The sequence below is a fragment of the Escherichia sp. WS1450 genome, from assembly GCF_046487395.1.
Lineage (GTDB): Bacteria > Pseudomonadota > Gammaproteobacteria > Enterobacterales > Enterobacteriaceae > Escherichia > Escherichia coli.
Genome location: NZ_JBJQJO010000013.1, coordinates 117,977 through 134,693 on the forward strand (window position 1 = coordinate 117,977; position 16,717 = coordinate 134,693).

Below are 16,717 nucleotides of genomic sequence, written 5' to 3' on the forward strand. Positions count from 1 at the left end.
GTAATCACTAGATTGCCCTGCTTCAGCAGGGCAATTTATATTCGTTATTACGCAGAAGTACGCATCACACCAATAGTATTAAATTCGTTTTTCACACTGAGCAAACGGGGGTCATGAAGCAAAACATTTGACCATAAATCATTCTCTTTAATTAATTGTTGCCAGCGCTTTTCATATTCTTTTTTACCATACACAGTGTAAATTAACGGCAAAATAACACCATTGATTTTGTTGGTGCTAATATTTGCCAGTAACTTCATAATGTCATTTTTTATAGATGCGCCATAGATCAGAAACTTCGTATAAAGCGAGTTAACACAGGTGTAATCAAGACCATGTTCAGGCTCAAGTTTAAGCAATAAACTTTTGGCTTTATCATTATGTCCTTTCAGTGCCATGAACATAGCCAGAATAGAGGTAATAATTGGATTGTTACAGGTGTTTTGACTGTTAAGATTTAATGCAAAAGATATCGCGTTATCGAGGGGGGATGTGTAATAAAGTATAATTAATTTAAGAATGCTTATACCCATTTTATTGGGTTCAAGAGCAATGCTTTTTTCTATTAGATTAAATGCTCTTGCAAGGTCACCGTTCAAAAAACATAGCAGAGACTGATAATAATAAACGTCTGGCGAATTAGGTTTGAGTAAATGTGCTTGCTTAAATAGCACATTAGACACTGAATGTTCATCTTTTAGCCCACTGATTAAACCCAGTAAACCCAATGCCTGAGAATTTGAAGGGTTAATTTCAAGAGCCTTTTCAATGGAGGTTACTGCCGTAGTTATTGCTTGTTTTTGTTCACTGAGTCCAAGGAGGGCTAATGATATATGGCATTCCGCCAGGCAACAGTAGGGCAAGGTATTTTGCGGTTGCGTACTTACACAATCTCTAAATATTACTAATGCTCGTTTCAAACTCTCTGGTGTATAACGGTACATTTCCATTCTGCCATTCATATACATAACAGCAGAATCCAGAGATGGCATTTGTTGTGTATTAATAGATTTAAAATTAATGTTGGGTATTTTTTCAATAAGAATATTAATTACTTGTGATAATAATACGGAAAGAGGATTATCGGGATTGAAATCAATGCTTTGATGATCAATCAATTTATGTGTTCTGGCATGAATTAACTCAATAAATAAACGCCAGTTTTTACCATAGTGAACGACCTGACCCATAATATAATATTCTGGACCTGTTTTATTGATAAACTGATGGATAGTGGAGAAATCACTGGCCTCATTTGTTACCGAAGCGGGTAAAATATCTAAACCACAAAAAGCATATTTTGAAAGGCCCTGGACAAGTTCGTAATGGAGTTTTAGAACATTGATCGAACCTTCGGTACGAAAGGGAAAAACGGCAAGAGTGGTGGTCGACTTTACCGGTTCATTATCGGTCACAATCACAATAGGTACAGTAAAACGGTATCCACGACCATAGACCGTTTCGATATACTTACACTGTTTATTCTCATGCAAAAGTTTGCGCAATGCATAAATACATCGTGTTAGAGATTCATCACTGGCAACACTCGCGCTCCAGACCTTATCGATAATCTCTTCTTTGCTAACAATTTCACCGTCAGCATTAAGTAATAGAATGATAACGCCAAGTTCTTTCGGTGGAATATGATATTCTTTGTTTTTGAATAATAATATTCCATTGTTTTTTAATACAAAGTCGCCAAATATATATTGTTGTGTAGTATTTTTTCCATGTTGCAGTTGCATAGAACGCTCCTTCCGTTTTCTCTATTCATAGTATTAATTTGATCAATATAAAATAAAGTATTGGCAGAATTGCTCTATCAAAAAACGCTCATTTTGTAAGATTGTGATGAGGAAATGAATGAAAGGTGATGCTTAATAATATAAAGCGCTGGTCCCATTTTTCGGGACCAGATAGTGGATGATAATTGTGGGTGTTACTTAATCAGAAACGTAAATAATCCTTCGCTGAATCAAACAATGCAGTAATGGTTGACGATAATAATTTGATAATCGTATCGTAGGTGGAGTTGGCTGTACTGTATTTAGTCGTGATAACCTGCACGTCGGTTTTCATGTTTTCTGCCTGGCCGTTATAACCCGCCAGCCATGCCTGGTATTCAGCCGTGCTTATTTCGTAGCCGGTGAATTCTTTAGATATATTTTTTTCCTTCCCTTTATCGTCCCTGTGTACCATTGAGTCTGAAGACTGACTCATACTGTCAATAATCTGAGGGTTGGGAATAATAACATACAGACCGCTACCTTGCGGTTCAACTTCGACAATCGGAGAAGGTGTGCGGTGTTTGGGATCGGGTGGAATTACCGGAAGACCTAAAGCGGCGCACCATTTTTCTGCTTCTTCCAGTGGAACACCAATTTTGTCAGCTGGTGCCGGAGGGTATAAAACATAGTCTGGATTGTAATGATAGTGGAAATCACCATTAGGATATTTATCGATATAATAAAAATGCATCAAGGCCTTTTGAAATGCATTGACATCAAAAACTATCGCATCGCCTTTTTTATTAGAGTGAGTCCACTTTCCCATATTGCTTTGGATATGTTCACTGAAGTCCTGCCAGTATGCGCTCATTATCTCAACGCTATTTGCATAGATTTCGAGGTAGTCGCTACCGAGCACACTCATCAAATCAGCAATATCACTGCATATATATTTATCACTTTTAAATTCGCTTGAACTACTGGCAGTTAAAGTACTGCTGGTTTCTGAACTTCTCACTTCAGGTGCAGAACTCTCTAAAGAAGCGATAGCGTGAGTTAAGGTTCCTTTGGTCGTTGCCATTGCAATTGACCCGGTTGTGTTGTCAGCAACGTTAGCCAGGGTTTTTCTTACAGAGTTATGCAGGGTCAATATTTTAGCGGGATCCTTTAACTTTCCGTCAATAGTATTAACATTTTCTGTAAGCTGCAGAACGTTTTTTATCAGCAAATAACTTTCGTGTAAGAGCGCGGATCCTTTCTCTGACAGGTTCTCAGTTGGAAAATTTCTGAGCATGTTTTTAACGAAGTTAAGTTGTATGTCGTGCTGGCATTTCCAGTCTTCATTTCGCGGGCTACATTCACTGACTAAAGTTGATAGTTTCTCAACATCTTTCTTGAGCATAGCGCCAATATTATTATCCTTACTGGCGCTGTTATGAAAATTACCCTCGCTTTCGCTGTTTCCCAGTTGATGAGGCTCCTCACTTTGCGAGGATGCCTCTTTGAGAGGAATGTTTGCATTCTGCTGACGTAGAATATCTATATTTAAATTATTATCTTTATTAATCATGAGTCATTCCTCCTTAAATATAATTAACTATTATTGCAATTATTTATGAGCGAATGCCTTGAACGATAGCGCTATCAGTATCAATAATGGTTTGTATTATTTGCTGTAATAAATTAAGTGCCTGATCTCTTCCTTGAACATCACGACTAATTTGATCCAGATAGCTACTCATAACTGAATGCATAACATTTTTAGCCTGTTCAACAATGTCTTTTTCTGCATGAGTAGTGCTTTCTAGATATCTAGATGTTGCTCGAATTGATTCATTGCTAAGCTGTGAAAGTACATCTGCTTTACCTATAGTAAAATATTTATTATACCTATTGTTATGTTTTGTGCTAATTTTCTCGTTTGTATCTCTAATCTTTTCTAGAGTAGCTTCTTTTTCTTTATCATATGATTTCAGCGCCTCTTCTTTTTCTTTTTCATTAAGATTCGTATCTTTCGTTGTATTTTTTATTTTTTCATCTATTTGTTTGAGAGAAGCTTGTTGCTCTATAACTTCCCTTTTTGACGCGCGCTGTGCATTATCATCAGTTCTTTCGATAGTATGCTCTTGGTCAGGTGTAAGGGTTACCATCTTTTTGGGATGGCTTCTGTAATTTGCTACGGCAGATGCCGAGGCCCCGACTGCGCCAACTCCTGACCCGATAATAACACCTATCGAACTTGCTGCTGTGGCGCGTTCGGTTTCTTTTCTCTGATACTGGACAAGTTGTTCAAAAACATTGCTCATAATAGCCTCAGACATAGCTGAGGCTTTATACATTGATGTGAATACCCTTAAAAATTCCTCCATAACAGCTTGTTGTCGCATGGTCAAATTATCTAGCATATCAAGGATATTAAATTTAGATATTTTAATAGTGGTCTGCTCTGTAGAACTGCTTGATTGACTGGATGTAATTGTAGGTTTGTTAAGGTCACCCCTCAAATTATCTAGCGTATTCCTTGAATAATTAAGATTATCCAATAGTTTTACTCTTAGTTCCGGACAGACTTCTCTGTCTGTATTTTTTAATATTATAAACTGAGAGCTTATGTCATGCTTAATATCTTTAAGGTTATAGTATTGCACAATTTTATTATCATTTGGTATGTTGTTTTCTTTACTATAATCTCTATCAAAGATTGTTTTATCGAGATTGTTAATATTATGTGTGCTGGTCGCATTTTTAATTTCATAGGTGGCCATGTTAGAACCCTCTTATACGATAGAATGGGAAGCAAATTTTAAGGTTTCAGTTCGGTGTTGTAATACTCTTACCATCTGACTTACCTCTTGTTCGACGGTTTTATCCACCCTTTGCAATACTGAAAGCATTTGTTCACGCGTTTTTGATAGATTACTCATGTCCTGTTGTAAAATTGCCATGTCGGCAGAGTTTTCAGCAACACAATAATTCATTATCGATGTTGCTGTTTCACAGATAGCTAAGCCTATTTTCTCCAGAGCATTACTTATCTTGGCAATCAACTTCAAAACTACGACTGATGTTTGTATCATGCTGCATACTCTGTTTAATACCTTTATAATATTTTTTGAAACGGATTTAATAATAGATTCAATGGTTGATTTTATAGTGCTTGTTATTTCTTTGGTGACTTCTTCTGCGGCTGTTTTTGATAATGCAGAAACAACGGCCCCTATTGCTACAGAACATATTACAGCTGCACCAATCATTACTGTCGCCATGACAATAGAAGCGGCTGCACTTGCGTAAATACTTTTAACCAGTTCAATCGTATCTTGATCGACACCAATAACGTCCAGAAGCGCGGTGATTGCGAGCAGAGTGGGATCAACTGTTTTAATAGCAGCCGAAAGACCTTCTACAACTTTCCCTAAAATCCAGCCGGTAGCCGTGGTGCCCAGAGCGATTTGACAAGTGATATCTACACCTAATACTACTGCGCCCGCTATTCCTCCAATAAGTGCCAATGCACCCGCAATACTTGAACCACCACTTGGAACTGCAGCAAGAAGACCAACAACAATTAAGATTGCGCTCATGGCAATGGTAGCTACAGTTACACACTCATTAACGATTTTTACAACTTTTGTCCATTTAGTATATTTACGCGCTGTTTCATTGAGTTTATTTTCCCTGACATGGTTAATCTCTTTCATTACCTCAGACTGATTTTTAATAGATTCGCAATTGGTATCACCAATAACTTCCATTACTGAGGTAATCAAAAGGATAAATGTGGCTGTCGCGTTTCTGTTTTTCTGGTTTTCCTGGGTCAGGCAAATATTGGTGGTAAAGTTATTAATCTGTTCTTGCTGTTGAATTTCGTCAAAAATTTCCATACTTTGGCCGATCGCAGCATCAGCATCCATAATGGCTGTATTTAACGATTTCTCAGCTAACGATTTTTTTTGTAATGACAGCGTGAGTGTTTTCTCAGCCGCATTTTTTTGCGTCAGCACTTTATTATATTGCGGATCGCCAGGTTGCAGTTGCGACAGCTCTTGATTCAATGCATTGACTTTTTTCTCCAGCGATTGCACCTTTTTATCGACCGCATTGTAATTATTATTGGCCTGATGCATGATGTCGTCGGCTTTTTGCGCGGAATCTAATGACGAGGAGTAAGCGTCACTTAATTCACGAAACTTATTATGTGCCATTTCGTGTCGAAGCAGGGTGCTGTCAAGGTTATTATGCAATCGTGTTGTAATATCCTGATCGGCAATGCCTGTTAGATTACCCAAAATCATCGTCAGGCGGGCATCGTTCGTCTTTGCTGTAGTGGCGTTGTCTGAATCTAAAACCTGCATTTCAGGCGGAGCAAGCATCGGTTTGTTTTCAAGACGAGCGCGAATATCATTATCAAGGGATTTCGGGTTTTTATTAAGCCGCATGGGATCAACTTGCGTTTTGCTGCTGTCCTGCAGTCTTTTTTCCGCATCGCTATACTGTGTGCGCAATGTTTCGCTGATTTGTTCAAACGTGATCGTTTGTCCCGTAATCGGTGCCGACATAATTCACCTCCTTTTTAAGCTATCATCGGGTGTAATTAATTCTTTTTTATTTAACTCATGGCAGATGTTTATTCCCATCTAAAATGGCATCAACGGGAAAGTAAGCAATGTGTTTATTGTTATTCTTCTCATTTATTTTATCGCTATGGTTATTTTTAAATCAACCGGGGCTTTCTCATGATATTTCCTGGTTAACTCTTCAGGCGTAAAAGAAGAGTTTTTTCCGTTTATGTTCATTTTGCCGACTCACTCTGTTTGAACTTCCTCTTCGGTATTGGCTGTCAAGAGTTCAAGATAAGCAGTAGCCATCTCTTTAATTTTTTCATTTTGGCTGTAGGTTACGACTGTATTAAATAACTCCGTGGCCATTTTAGTGTTTTTTAAGCCCATCTGGCACTGGCCCATGTAATAAACCAAAGAGAAATCGTTATCGGGAGATAGCATTAAACAGATATGATACATGTCGAATGCCTTTTGATAATCTTTCTTCAACTGACAGACGGCGGCATATCCTTTTAAATAGTTATAATTTTGGAAATCATAAATACAGAGAAATTTAAAAAAGAGTTCAGCTTCGTCAAGTCTTCCTTTTTCATAAAAGTTATAAGCGTAAGCATAAACGCCTTCAAGTGTATCCGGAGTAATGCCATGCAGCTCTGCAAGTGTTGCTCCCATACCTAGTGCACGTTCGAACTTACTGGCAATTTCTTTATTTTCTTCTAAATCCAGATTTGCGCTTTCCATCTCTACTCTCTCCTTTCGAACATTCTTTGTGCAGACTTCACCATTTTTTAGAGGGTGGTGATATCAAAATTCGCTCATTTTTATGCCCATCCGTTGGGCTTCCTTTTCTTCATTAAAAACAAGTATTGTTTCAATGAGATAAGATTTTCTATGTGATGAAATGAAAACAATGTAGAGGGAAATTCCTCCACAATCCTGATGAACGGGTGCAATTTTGATTGGAATTTGAAAAAGCAGGTGATTTACTGATGTGCGAGCGTACGTCAGCGGCTGCTGGCCTGAGCGCGGAGGTGTGCGAAATTCACATATCCGGGCATTCCACCTTACCCAGCGCTTCCCAGTAGTTATTCTGATTATTACGCTCCATCGCCACAATAGCTTCGCGGATATGTTGTTTGTTATTCTCATCAGACAACATTAATTTTTCCCACGCTTCGTCTGATAATGACGCCTGTGGCGTGCAAATTTTACGTAAATCTTGCAATACCGTGGTCTTTTCTTTTGCCGACTGTAGAGAACTGAATGGCGATTCGGCCTGAGAAATGGCTGAAAAAGTCAGGAATACGGTAATCATGAGTAGCATCGTTGGCTTCATAGCTGCAACCTTCTGCAAATGTGCATCGAATGAAGCATAAGTGTAGTTTGCTTTTGCCGCTCTCATCATGCTGTACGAAAGGTGTTTGCGTGGTCAGTAAGAAGTGCCAGTTTTATATACCTTTTTCTTCTATTCGATAGCTTTTCGTTTTTTAAATCGTAGTGATCTTGCCATTATAGTCAGTTAACGATTAAAAAAAGGATAAAAAAGTGAAACTGACAACACATCATCTACGGGTGGGGGCCTCATTATTGCTGGCAGGAATTCTGCTGGCAGGTTGCGACCAGAGCAACAGCGATGAAAAGCACATTAAAGTGGGCGTTATTAATGGCGCAGAACAAGATGTCGCGGAAGTCGCTAAAAAGGTGGCAAAAGAGAAGTATGGCCTCGATGTTGAACTGGTAGGATTTAGCGGTTCGTTGCTACCGAACGATGCGACAAATCATGGCGAGCTTGATGCGAACGTCTTCCAGCATCGCCCCTTTCTTGAACAAGATAATCAGGCGCATGGTTATAAACTGGTAGCGGTGGGAAATACGTTTGTCTTCCCCATGGCGGGTTATTCCAAAAAAATCAAAACCGTGGCGCAAATAAAAGAAGGCGCGACAGTGGCGATCCCCAACGACCCGACCAACCTTGGTCGCGCGCTTTTACTGTTGCAAAAAGAGAAGCTAATTACTCTGAAAGAGGGAAAAGGGTTACTACCTACCGCGCTGGATATAACCGAGAATCCTCGTCATTTGCAGATTATGGAACTCGAGGGGGCACAGCTCCCGCGCGTACTGGATGATCCCAAAGTTGATGTGGCGATTATCAGCACCACTTACATTCAGCAGACCGGGCTTTCTCCGGTGCACGACAGCGTATTTATTGAAGATAAGAATTCGCCGTATGTGAATATTCTGGTGGCACGGGAAGATAATAAGAATGCAGAAAACGTGAAGGAATTTCTGCAATCTTATCAATCGCCCGAAGTCGCTAAAGCGGCAGAAACCATCTTTAACGGTGGCGCGGTGCCTGGCTGGTAATTCTCACTCATGCCGCGCCGGACGATTTATTTTTCTGGCGCGGCGACGAGAATCCATTGAAATCAAAATCACCGATGACAGAATCAGCAGCGTTCCCAGCCAGTCCGGCAATGTGAACGTGATCCCCAGCAACAGCAAAGAGAGCAGCGCGCTACTTAATGGTTCTGCACAGCTCAGAATGCTGGCTTTTGGCCCGCCAATGAGCTGTGCGCCTTTCAGATATAGACTAAAGGTTAGCGAAGTTCCGATTACCACCAGATAGAAAAACGCCAGAATCAGGCTGCCATTAACCACGAAGTTTGTTCCTTGCCCGGCATAGAAGGGCAGCAGGATCAGACCACCGATCAGCATACTCCAGCCGACGACCGGTAACGTGCCATAGCGGGCAATCAGCGTTGAGGGATAGGTGGTATAGAATGCAGCAGCAAATGCCGAGGCAATGCCCCAGAATAACGCGGCCGGAGAGATCGATAATGACGTCGGATTACCGTGTGTCACCAATAAAAAAGTCCCGATCAGCGATGTCAAAATAGCGCAGAAAACCAGAATGCCCGGGCGAGATTTACGCACCAGTGAGAACCAGGCGACGATAATCGTCGGTGAGAGGAATTGCAGCACCGTTGCCGTGGCAGCATTCGATTTTTCAATGGTTAGTAAAAAAGTGAGCTGTACGGTTAGCGCACCAACCACGGAAAAAATCAGCAGACTAATGGCATCTTTGTGATTGTTAATAATAGAAAAGATTTTATCGCCATGCACAAATGACAGCGTCAGCAGAATCAAACCGGCGAATATCAAACGCGTCATAGTCAAAAACTGCGACGACATCTGGCTTTGCTCCATGATGTATTGCGCGCAGACCCCTGAACTTCCCCACAACACGGCGGCAATCAGAACGTTCAGCATCCCCTTTCTGGTGGAACCCATTTTTCCCTCTGCATACTGTTTTGTCGTTTATGTATGCAGGCATGATAGCAAAAATGGCGAGGATGGCTCTGTTTGCGCCACGCCGATTTTTCTTAGCCCAGACAGGTGAGCTAAATATCTTTAATAAACAGCAGGCAAATCATCGCAATACCCAGCATTCCTATCGCCAGCCAGAACAACGCGTGGTAGCTCCAGATTTCAACCATAATTCCGTCAACAGAGCCGGCGATAATCCAGCCGACGCGTGAGGTATTTGCATATAACGTTGTCGCAGAGCCTATTTTTTCAGGCATCAGATCCTGAAAATAAAGCATGCCTATACCACAGAGAATACCAAGGAAGATGGCATTTAGAATTTGCAATTCCAGCTCTACTGCCGGAGTCGTCGCCATGAGTACGCTGGCGTAAAAACACATACCACTCACGATAGCAATGAGCATTAATAGTCGCTTGCCAATACGTTTCATGTAATAGCCTGCGATTAACATCATCGGAATTTCCAGACCGGCAGCAATACCAATCATTTCTCCAGCCAGTTTATCGGTTAGATGCAGTTCATCAATAATAAATAGCGGCATATTTATCATGTAGAGATTATTCGCCGCCCACATCATTGAACAGACCACAAAAAGTAGCCGTGTATCCCGCTTTCTATGGATGGAGGGTAAAATTTCTACGGGTTGGGTAACGACAGGAATATTTCTTTGTATTGATGGCAAAAACAACCAGACTATCAGCCCGCAAACAACAAATGCGATGGCAGCGGTGAGATACATCACTTTAAAACTAAATCCCATTGCCAGCTCATAAGCGAGCGGTGGCCCGATAACCCAGGCAAGCGAGATCTGAGCACGTAAAAATGTACTGAACATTACCGTCTCACGGCCTGTTCTGTCGGCGTGTTCACGGGCGAGGGCGAACATTTGCGGGTTTGCGGTGGAAGCAAAACTACTCAGAAGTACGCCCGTTGAGAGCAGAATGAAGTAGTTGCGATTCCACGCAAAAAGCGTGCAGGCCAGCACTCCAAATAAGCAACATAGCAGGATCAGTAATTTACGGTCGCCTTGTTTATCGGAGTGCCTTGCCAGAAATTGACTGACCAGAATTCCCATAATAGCGCTACCGGTGAAGAAAAAACCTACCATTATAGGACGGGCTTTCAGTTCATCTGCGAGGAATATACTTAGGGTAGGAGTCTGGAGAGCGCCCGCAATACCCGTCAGAAAGGCGACAAGTAAAAATGCCGCGGCAGTGAGATCAAGTATTTTTGATGGAGTGGTAGCCGTTTTTTGCATTCTTTTGAATCACCGGGCGACAAAATATAACTGAGTTACAAATAAGTACCAGTCGAATGAGTATTGTATTAAGAATTTTTGAGTATCGCTGATACAACCAGAAAGCAATGCTAGCGCAATATTATAGGGCCAGCAATTGAGATTATTAGCAAAAGCATGTTAAGAATTAATCACCGAATTTATATATTAATTATAGTAAGGCAATGAGCTATTTTTGATAGTAAAAATAAAACAAGTTGATTTGATATATTAAATGAAAAAATTAATCTTGATGACAGTCTGATTATTGGTGAAGTTTACAGGTCAGTTTTTTTCGCCAGCTGTTAAAGGAATAGAATCGTCGTATAAAAAAGGGTGTTATGGAGCGTGTAAAACAATATCTTCACCTTAATGGCGATACAGTTGGCTGAGAGCCAGCAGGGGGCAAATCACCTGCAAATAAACACGGCACATGCTGGCGCGCATATCGCGGATGCGTTCGAGGACAGAAGAACCGACAGGCGGATTCTTCAGCAGCTCATCGTCCATCACAAAACCTTTGACCAGGTATTTCTGAAGCCGATTGAATATTGAGCAGTAGAAAATATCTGGATTGACAGTATTACGAGGGGTTCGAGAACGTATGAAGAGGCATTTTGGCGGAGATCACAGGAGTCGAATATGAGTGTTAATGTTTTGATTTTAAATGATTAATCTGTGTTGGATAAATGAGTAACCCCCATAAGAACCCCCAAATAACTTTGTGTAAGGGAATGAAGCTAAAATACACAATCGAATCAATTCTTAGAGCTTTATTATGAAGGTAACACTCCCGGATAGTGTTTCGCAATAATATCATTCAGCCTGTCAACCAGTTCTGGTTTCCTGAACCTGATGTGCGCGGAGCCTTTCTTAAAGTATCTGATGCTGAACATCTCATCTTCATAGCATTCTTTACCCTGAACAGACCGGATGTGATCATCCAGACGAATAGTGATGTTTTCCCGGTTGTCGGGGATCGGTTTACCGCTGAACAGGTGCAACATTCTTTCCAGATCGGCGAGTCGGTCAGCCTGTTGCCCGGTGATAAGATGAAATCCCCACCGGTCCCACCTTACCAGGTTGTTAATGATAATTTTACTGCCAAATTTACAGGGGCAATTAGTTTTGTAATTCCAGCTCAGTCCCCTGAAGACGTTGATCACCCCTCGCTCAAACACTTCATCTTTGTTCTGGTGCAGTTGTTTAAATGTGCTCAGAATGTTCGCTTCGCTGATTTCCGGAAAATTATCGTATTCCAGTGACCGGTACCATGTCTCACGGGCCTGCGCATCCATTAATGACAGCATCCCGGAACGTTGCATCAGGTCACGCCAGATTTCGCGATCGAGATTGCGGGTGATGGCTTTCATTGCCGTTTCAGGTTTTTCCATCAGCCAGCAACCACAGCGAAAATCCTGTTTCATCGCCCAGTCCAGTGCGGCTTTACCGTCAATACTTTCTGTCATTGCTGAGATTTCTGCCAGTTGCCGGGTAAGTGTGTCGATTTGCAGCAGCGTACTCTTTCGTACAGCCAGAATGTGGCGGATACTGGTTGAGCAGATAACGTCCGTATGCCCGTTGACCACTTCCGGACGGGGGGCTGTGATTTCAGACATAATCGATATTCCTTTTTGCAGATAAATGAAAACGCCTGCCCTGTTCAGGCTGGCGTCAGTGGAATGAAGTCTGGTGAGTAAGACTCACCGGTTCTGGTACAGAAGCTGCAGTTGGCGCAGGGTACGGATATCCTCCCTGGCCTGTTCAATACAGGGCAACAGTGCTGCCGAATCCGTTTTGTCCTCATCGTTGTCAAAGATAATTTCCGATTCGCAGTCAATATTGTCCTGCAGCCACGCAATGAGGATATCCAGCGCTGTTTCAGTGGTTAATGGCATCACGCTCTGTATCACTGTATTGTCTTCCGGCAACTGATGAGGGCTGGCAGAAGTCGCCGGTGTTTCGGTAGCGTCATGTTCATCCACCACGCGGAGTGAATAACCGTTTTCAGCGACTTTGTTAATCAGTTCAGCGAGCTTAATACCATCGACGTCAACGACAATGCGCCCCATGTTCAGCGCCTGCGCATTAATGCTGTCGGCTTCCAACGTCAGGGCCAGTTTCATTGTTTCGCCCCCGGATGTTTACCCAGGGTAATGTTATTTACCGTTCTGTAGTTGTCGCGTGTCATCAGGCCGGTTGCCCGGCGTGCCCGGAGGATATCAATACTGTTTATTAACTGAGAACGGGTACAGGCGCTGAATCCCGGCTGGTCGGTACGTACCAGCGCGTATTTTTCAACGAGAAAGTTCACCGCATCACACAGTGAAATGCCCGCTTCAATATGCTGCTCAATCACACGTTCATCAGCGAACGGTGTGTCATTCAGCGCGAGGCCGTAGTGCTGGTCCAGTAACCGGGTGAGCAGTGTCTGCCAGATGGTGACGGGAGACGGGCAGCACGATGCCTCCCGTACATGCGTGTCGGGTAATGTTTTCATAATGAAGATTTTCCTGATATGCAGAGATAAAAAATGGGACAGTGGCGTGGTGAAAGCACCAGGCCGGAGCAGAAGGTTATTCTGGAGAGTTACTTTTTCGTTTCGGGCGTCGGATAAACAGCCATATAAACGTAGCCACAACTGCCGAGGGTGTCGGCTTCGCAGGTCAGCCCTTTTGCATACAGCGTGACGGTATGCTGATGGCGGGGATTCAGTTCACCGCTGGTGAGCATGAGTTCCAGTTGTTTCATCAGCAGCGGAAAGGCCTGGTCCAGGTGGTACGAATCCGCGTCGCTGAACCGCCCTCTAATACAGGCGCGGTCGGCAAGGTAATGCAACCGGTTGCCTTCCTGTACCAGACGGGCACCAAAACAGGGCGTCACGGTGCAGGGCAGTCCCCACCAGGTGCGGTCGTTATTGTCGTCGGGAAGCGTTGTCCCGGGGAGTGTGTCTGACACGATAAAATCCTCACAGAAAATTGGTTAAGAATGGTCCGGTGGTGGCGATAATTCTGCTCTTCTGAATGCCCTTCCAGACTCAGTTCAGGGTGACGCTCATCAGCCGGACATACGGACCAAAACTGTCCTTCCGGCGTTCTGCAAACACAGCCAGCACACCGGGAATATCCTGTACTTCACGGCCGGTATATGTATCCGTGCTACCGTGTCAGCGGTATTTACCGGTACAGAACGGAAAAAGACGGGATGCAGGATGCTGACGGTGAATACGCATGGCTTCACCACGGGTGATGATTTTCATGAGAATAGTCCTCCTGAATGTGAAAGTAAGAAACAGCTGAGAAAGAGAAACTGAAGTGATATGAAGGTGATTGTGACGGTGACGGGTTAAAGCAGACCGTGTTCCGCAAAGGAGAAAACCTGGCTGCCACCGATTATCAGATGGTCCGGTACCCGGATATCCACCAGGGCCAGTGCCTGTACCAGACGCTCGGTGATAAGGCGGTCTGCCTTGCTGGGGATGACTTCACCGGACGGGTGATTGTGCGCCAGCACCACGGCAGCGGCATTGTGGTACAGGGCGCGTTTAATCACCTCCCGGGGATGGACTTCTGTGCGGTTGATGGTGCCAGTGAAGAGGGTTTCACCGGTAATCAGCTGATTCTGGTTATTCAGATACAGCACCCGGAATTCTTCACGCTCCAGTCCCGCCATGTTCAGAATCAGCCATTCCCGTGCCGCATGCGTGGAGGTGAAGGCCACGCCGGGTTCATGAAGATGGCGGTCCAGGGCTTTCAGGGCCCGCTGAATGAGGCTGCGCTCGCCGGGTGTCATCTCTCCGGGCAGAAAGGAAAGCTGCTGCATTGTCCCTGCCTCCATTCAGTCGATGATGCGCATAATGGCGCTGCATTCCGGATGCTGCAGGGCATAATCCCGCAGCCGGTAATAATGAACCGTCATGGCATAATTCTCTGTACGACAGGCGTGATGGCTGTACGCCATCAGACAGGCGGCAATGCCGGCGGCTTCCGGGCTCATTTCAGCGCGGTTACCGTTCATGACGTTAAACAGCACCCATGTTTCGTCATCATCGTCATCCGGTTCAGGTGCCATAAATGCGCCACCGTTGTTCAGGGTGTACAGATTCCAGATGCCCCCGCAGTAGTCTTCGCACAGACGGTCCATCCAGCCGAAGACACGGGGCTCCAGGGTCACCCACTGTGGAATGAGGCCAAAATGCTGCGGCCAGAAGCTGATACGTTGTTCATCAGGGACGGGAGTAGCAACCAGTTGGGGCTGGTTATTCCCTGGTGCTGTGGCTGAAGAAAGAGCAGTTGTGTTCTGAGAAACGATTTTCATGAGTGAAATCCTTACAATGTGTATAAATGAGAGGAAATAAAGGCCGGGGGCTGACAACATCACGTTCATCACTGACCGTGAGACCCGGCAATATCAGGGATGAATGATATTCGGCTGAAATTCCGGACAGCCGTACGCGTAACCGTTCCGGTCACAGACGGATGGCCAGAAGATGCCATTGCCTGTACTCAGTCTGCACAGACTGAGTTCTCCGGGGCGTCGGGTGATTCTGGTGCCTGAATCACGCCTTCAGGGACAGATTGCATCAGCGCAGGCTCTCCAGTAGCGTTTCTGCCATCACCCACAATGCGCGATTGAGCTTAATGTCGGTGTCGATGCTGTGAATGGCACGGGTGTGGATACGTTTTCCTCTGGCACTGCGACCGGAAATTCCGCCTTTCAGCATATTCTCCTGGATGGTCTGATAAGTACTCCACAGGTCCTTACCGTAATCCTCCCGGCGTCGTGGCGTCAGAATGTCGGCGGTGGTGACGGGGTGATGTTCGTCACCATAACGGTAAGTCAGTGCCGCCTGTGCCAGCGCCTGGCGTGCCGGTGGCGGCAGGACCAGCGACTGCATGGCATCACGCTTCTCCTCTATCCGGTCAAACACGCCCACCACCTCGTAAGCCCCTTCAATAACTTTCTCCACCACATTTCCCCGGTGTGGAACACGCAATTCTCCCAGAGACTGACCGCAGACCAGTCCATTGGTACAAATGGCACGAAAATATCCGGGTAACATCTGGTAGCTGGATGAACCGTCATGGGAGTTGAGCAGAATAATTTCAGGCACATGCTGACCGGTTATCTGTCCGGCCCGCCGCAGACGCAGCATATGTTTGGTATATTCCCGGCGGCTCTGGTCGCGCACACGGGTCTGGCAGGCGAAGAACGGCTGAAAGCCTTCCCGCTGCAGATTTTCCAGGACGGTGATGGTGGGAATGTACGCATACCGTTCACTGCGGGAGGTGTGCCGGTCTTCTCCAAAAATACTCGGGACGTGGTACATCAGTTCTTCGCGTGTCAGTGGGCGCTCCCGACGGATCTGATTTACATGACCAAAACGACTGGCTAATTGCATACTTTGCTCCTTATGAATGAATTAGCGGTATAAACGAAAAGGCCGCGTCTCCCGGAGAAGACGCGGCCTGATGGATGAAATGAAGACGTTTATTGCCTGAGAATTCCCTCACTGGCGAGATACGAATTTAGCTGTTTTCCGGCATCAGGTTCAAAATTCCAGCACCGCCAGCGTAGCTGCCCTTCGGCATTGCGGATAACCAGCCGGAAATGCGTTCCCTGGTCATCCTCAATAAGCACATTGCGGTAAGCTGTTGTGACGGCAACCGCCTGTTCGCGTGAGAAAGGGCCTTCGGGCAATAAAACAGGGTGGCAGTCCGACATACCGGCTATTTTCCGATAAATTCAACGCTGGCGCCGGTGGCATTACCGTCAGCACCAACCGTGACGGTCACTTTGTCGTACGCACGGTCTTCAGGATTGA

The 16,717-nt window shown here is 44.4% G+C and carries 18 protein-coding genes and 4 pseudogenes; 2 read left to right on the top strand and 20 right to left on the bottom strand.

Annotation, left to right across the window (positions count from 1 at the left end; translation table 11 throughout):
* Nucleotides 1–47: 47 nt before the first annotated feature.
* The 7 genes and pseudogenes from eilA to yicS form a co-directional block, all read right to left on the bottom strand.
* Nucleotides 48–1,745, bottom strand: a complete 1,698-nt coding sequence (eilA, locus tag ACJHYR_RS16530; protein WP_001176839.1) for a HilA family transcriptional regulator EilA — start codon at nucleotides 1,743–1,745, stop codon at nucleotides 48–50.
* A gap of 202 nt (nucleotides 1,746–1,947) precedes the next feature.
* Entirely contained in the window at nucleotides 1,948–3,297 is a 1,350-nt protein-coding gene (locus ACJHYR_RS16535) for an IpaD/SipD/SspD family type III secretion system needle tip protein (protein ID WP_000608455.1), read from the bottom strand.
* 43 nt (nucleotides 3,298–3,340) lie between these two features.
* Entirely contained in the window at nucleotides 3,341–4,492 is a 1,152-nt protein-coding gene (locus ACJHYR_RS16540) for a hypothetical protein (RefSeq protein ID WP_000257048.1), read from the bottom strand.
* A gap of 12 nt (nucleotides 4,493–4,504) precedes the next feature.
* Entirely contained in the window at nucleotides 4,505–6,286 is a 1,782-nt protein-coding gene (gene sctE, locus ACJHYR_RS16545) for a type III secretion system translocon subunit SctE (protein WP_001275756.1), read from the bottom strand.
* 55 nt (nucleotides 6,287–6,341) lie between these two features.
* Nucleotides 6,342–6,523: pseudogene (locus ACJHYR_RS16550) on the bottom strand (hypothetical protein).
* A gap of 9 nt (nucleotides 6,524–6,532) precedes the next feature.
* Entirely contained in the window at nucleotides 6,533–7,030 is a 498-nt protein-coding gene (locus ACJHYR_RS16555; protein ID WP_000443172.1) for a SycD/LcrH family type III secretion system chaperone, read from the bottom strand.
* 301 nt (nucleotides 7,031–7,331) lie between these two features.
* Nucleotides 7,332–7,625, bottom strand: coding sequence for a protein YicS (gene yicS, locus ACJHYR_RS16560; RefSeq protein ID WP_001309851.1), 294 nt, complete (start codon nucleotides 7,623–7,625; stop codon nucleotides 7,332–7,334).
* A 209-nt stretch (nucleotides 7,626–7,834) separates the two neighbouring features.
* Here yicS and nlpA point away from each other — a divergent pair, with 209 nt between their 5' ends.
* On the top strand, nucleotides 7,835–8,653 hold the full coding sequence (gene nlpA / locus ACJHYR_RS16565; protein WP_000779443.1) for a lipoprotein NlpA: 819 nt from the start codon (nucleotides 7,835–7,837) through the stop codon (nucleotides 8,651–8,653).
* Between the two features lie 3 nt (nucleotides 8,654–8,656).
* Here nlpA and ACJHYR_RS16570 read toward each other — a convergent pair whose 3' ends face one another.
* The 11 genes and pseudogenes from ACJHYR_RS16570 to ACJHYR_RS16620 form a co-directional block, all read right to left on the bottom strand.
* Nucleotides 8,657–9,580: a carboxylate/amino acid/amine transporter gene (locus tag ACJHYR_RS16570; RefSeq protein WP_000535948.1), complete on the bottom strand. Its 924-nt coding sequence runs from the start codon at nucleotides 9,578–9,580 to the stop codon at nucleotides 8,657–8,659.
* Nucleotides 9,581–9,690: 110 nt separating this feature from the next.
* Complete coding sequence (locus ACJHYR_RS16575) at nucleotides 9,691–10,875, bottom strand: sugar efflux transporter (RefSeq protein WP_001172868.1); 1,185 nt, start codon at nucleotides 10,873–10,875, stop codon at nucleotides 9,691–9,693.
* A 429-nt stretch (nucleotides 10,876–11,304) separates the two neighbouring features.
* A pseudogene (gene rhuM, locus ACJHYR_RS16580) lies at nucleotides 11,305–11,496 on the bottom strand (RhuM family protein); the annotation flags it as partial.
* 173 nt (nucleotides 11,497–11,669) lie between these two features.
* Nucleotides 11,670–12,512, bottom strand: coding sequence for a DUF4942 domain-containing protein (locus tag ACJHYR_RS16585; RefSeq protein WP_001696593.1), 843 nt, complete (start codon nucleotides 12,510–12,512; stop codon nucleotides 11,670–11,672).
* 84 nt (nucleotides 12,513–12,596) lie between these two features.
* Nucleotides 12,597–12,794 carry a DUF957 domain-containing protein gene (locus tag ACJHYR_RS16590; protein WP_086795284.1) on the bottom strand — a complete coding sequence of 66 codons (198 nt, stop codon included), beginning with the start codon at nucleotides 12,792–12,794 and terminating at the stop codon, nucleotides 12,597–12,599.
* Nucleotides 12,795–12,842: 48 nt separating this feature from the next.
* Nucleotides 12,843–13,019, bottom strand: a pseudogene (locus ACJHYR_RS16595) (DUF5983 family protein); the annotation flags it as partial.
* A complete protein-coding gene (locus ACJHYR_RS16600) occupies nucleotides 13,016–13,393 on the bottom strand; it encodes a TA system toxin CbtA family protein (protein WP_000854694.1) in 378 nt (125 codons plus the stop codon). The gene ACJHYR_RS16600 and the pseudogene ACJHYR_RS16595, both read right to left, overlap by 4 nt.
* 89 nt (nucleotides 13,394–13,482) lie before the next feature.
* The gene (locus tag ACJHYR_RS16605; RefSeq protein ID WP_001285605.1) at nucleotides 13,483–13,851 is read right to left on the bottom strand and encodes a type IV toxin-antitoxin system YeeU family antitoxin; all 369 of its coding nucleotides are present in this window, start codon (nucleotides 13,849–13,851) and stop codon (nucleotides 13,483–13,485) included.
* A gap of 79 nt (nucleotides 13,852–13,930) precedes the next feature.
* Nucleotides 13,931–14,152: pseudogene (locus ACJHYR_RS16610) on the bottom strand (DUF987 domain-containing protein).
* Nucleotides 14,153–14,238: 86 nt separating this feature from the next.
* Nucleotides 14,239–14,715 (bottom strand): RadC family protein, encoded by a 477-nt coding sequence (locus ACJHYR_RS16615; RefSeq protein WP_001696592.1) that lies wholly within the window; start codon nucleotides 14,713–14,715, stop codon nucleotides 14,239–14,241.
* Nucleotides 14,716–14,730: 15 nt separating this feature from the next.
* Entirely contained in the window at nucleotides 14,731–15,210 is a 480-nt protein-coding gene (locus ACJHYR_RS16620) for an antirestriction protein (protein ID WP_001696591.1), read from the bottom strand.
* A gap of 99 nt (nucleotides 15,211–15,309) precedes the next feature.
* Here ACJHYR_RS16620 and ACJHYR_RS16625 point away from each other — a divergent pair, with 99 nt between their 5' ends.
* Nucleotides 15,310–15,450: a hypothetical protein gene (locus ACJHYR_RS16625; protein ID WP_000997937.1), complete on the top strand. Its 141-nt coding sequence runs from the start codon at nucleotides 15,310–15,312 to the stop codon at nucleotides 15,448–15,450.
* Nucleotides 15,451–15,475: 25 nt separating this feature from the next.
* Here ACJHYR_RS16625 and ACJHYR_RS16630 read toward each other — a convergent pair whose 3' ends face one another.
* Entirely contained in the window at nucleotides 15,476–16,294 is an 819-nt protein-coding gene (locus tag ACJHYR_RS16630) for a DUF932 domain-containing protein (protein ID WP_001175153.1), read from the bottom strand.
* A gap of 89 nt (nucleotides 16,295–16,383) precedes the next feature.
* Nucleotides 16,384–16,617: a DUF905 family protein gene (locus ACJHYR_RS16635; protein ID WP_001278287.1), complete on the bottom strand. Its 234-nt coding sequence runs from the start codon at nucleotides 16,615–16,617 to the stop codon at nucleotides 16,384–16,386.
* Nucleotides 16,618–16,717 lie beyond the last annotated feature (100 nt).

Bases quoted from the DNA above. Each gene is read 5' to 3' on its own strand.
- eilA (WP_001176839.1), bottom strand. From the start codon at position 1,745: ATGCAACTGCAACATGGAAAAAATACTACACAACAATATATATTTGGC.
- ACJHYR_RS16535 (WP_000608455.1), bottom strand. From the start codon at position 3,297: ATGATTAATAAAGATAATAATTTAAATATAGATATTCTACGTCAGCAG.
- ACJHYR_RS16540 (WP_000257048.1), bottom strand. From the start codon at position 4,492: ATGGCCACCTATGAAATTAAAAATGCGACCAGCACACATAATATTAAC.
- sctE (WP_001275756.1), bottom strand. From the start codon at position 6,286: ATGTCGGCACCGATTACGGGACAAACGATCACGTTTGAACAAATCAGC.
- ACJHYR_RS16555 (WP_000443172.1), bottom strand. From the start codon at position 7,030: ATGGAAAGCGCAAATCTGGATTTAGAAGAAAATAAAGAAATTGCCAGT.
- yicS (WP_001309851.1), bottom strand. From the start codon at position 7,625: ATGAAGCCAACGATGCTACTCATGATTACCGTATTCCTGACTTTTTCA.
- ACJHYR_RS16570 (WP_000535948.1), bottom strand. From the start codon at position 9,580: ATGGGTTCCACCAGAAAGGGGATGCTGAACGTTCTGATTGCCGCCGTG.
- ACJHYR_RS16575 (WP_001172868.1), bottom strand. From the start codon at position 10,875: ATGCAAAAAACGGCTACCACTCCATCAAAAATACTTGATCTCACTGCC.
- ACJHYR_RS16585 (WP_001696593.1), bottom strand. From the start codon at position 12,512: ATGTCTGAAATCACAGCCCCCCGTCCGGAAGTGGTCAACGGGCATACG.
- ACJHYR_RS16600 (WP_000854694.1), bottom strand. From the start codon at position 13,393: ATGAAAACATTACCCGACACGCATGTACGGGAGGCATCGTGCTGCCCG.
- ACJHYR_RS16615 (WP_001696592.1), bottom strand. From the start codon at position 14,715: ATGCAGCAGCTTTCCTTTCTGCCCGGAGAGATGACACCCGGCGAGCGC.
- ACJHYR_RS16620 (WP_001696591.1), bottom strand. From the start codon at position 15,210: ATGAAAATCGTTTCTCAGAACACAACTGCTCTTTCTTCAGCCACAGCA.
- ACJHYR_RS16625 (WP_000997937.1), top strand. From the start codon at position 15,310: ATGAATGATATTCGGCTGAAATTCCGGACAGCCGTACGCGTAACCGTT.
- ACJHYR_RS16630 (WP_001175153.1), bottom strand. From the start codon at position 16,294: ATGCAATTAGCCAGTCGTTTTGGTCATGTAAATCAGATCCGTCGGGAG.
- ACJHYR_RS16635 (WP_001278287.1), bottom strand. From the start codon at position 16,617: ATGTCGGACTGCCACCCTGTTTTATTGCCCGAAGGCCCTTTCTCACGC.